At 51.4% G+C, this 959-nt stretch carries 1 protein-coding gene; it reads right to left on the bottom strand.

Annotated features, from left to right (window positions below; translation table 11 throughout):
• Window positions 1-360 precede the first annotated feature (360 nt).
• Window positions 361-959, bottom strand: a 599-nt coding sequence (locus AC1DUO_RS25435; RefSeq protein ID WP_477989471.1) for a cation diffusion facilitator family transporter, incomplete at its 5' end; no start/stop codon positions are given.

Genomic DNA, 959 nt, shown 5'->3' with positions numbered 1-959 from the left:
CAGTTATAGCGTCCCCATGGGGCTTGGGATTGGGCAGGTCATCAGGCAGGAAAAAACCGTCTACAACTTCTTTATCGAGCCACAAGGCTCAGTGGCAGATCACGGACCTGGTCAGCCCAGATGGCAGATTTTTGCCGGGCTGAACCTGCAGTTTCTCTAGTTTACTCCGTTCGCTGAAACATAAGGGGAATGGCTGCCATGCTTACGCGGGTGCAACGTTCCCCTTTCTTATTATGGTAACAGGAAGGGGTTTAATGGGTTGTTCTAAAGATAGGTTATTGATTTAAAGAATGATCAAAAAAACAACCAAACACTCATTCAATTTATTAAAATCAATAAGTTTAATAAACAGGGAGTGCGTCAGTCGAGCGCCTGGTCGTTCATTGACGCCGGATCTTCCAAGGGTTCTACGTGAGTGGTGATATGGATAAAAGGCAGTGCTGTGCGGATATCATTCTCTATACGCTCAGCCCAGTCGTGACCATGTTGAACAGTCCATATCCCAGGAACGAGGATGTGCAGTGTCATAAACGCGCGTCCGCCCGCCTGGCGTGTGCGCAGCGCATGGAAATCGAGCCCCTGCTCACGGTATCCCGCCAGCAGCGACTCGATTTTTTCGAGTTCTTCAACGGGTAGCGAGACGTCCATCAGACCCGCAGCTGAACGGCTCATGAGCTGATAACCGGTCCACACGATGTTGGCCGCGACCAGCAATGCAATAACCGGATCGACCCATAACCAGCCGGTCAGATAGACCAGTCCGACGCCCAAAATGACCCCGACCGACGTCCAGACATCGGTCAGCAGGTGGTGAGCATCTGCCTCAAGCGTGATTGAATTGTGCTGCTTGCCAGCCCTTAACAATATTCGTGCCGTCACAAAATTAAGAACGGATGCAACCACAGAAACCAGTAGTCCGACACCAACCGCGTCGAGTGGCTGCGGGGCCAACATACGAT

The sequence above is a fragment of the Rahnella sp. P4_A8 genome (assembly GCF_056402435.1).
The sequence above is the reverse complement of the archived record's forward strand: the minus strand, read 5'-3'. Positions and strand labels throughout refer to the sequence as shown.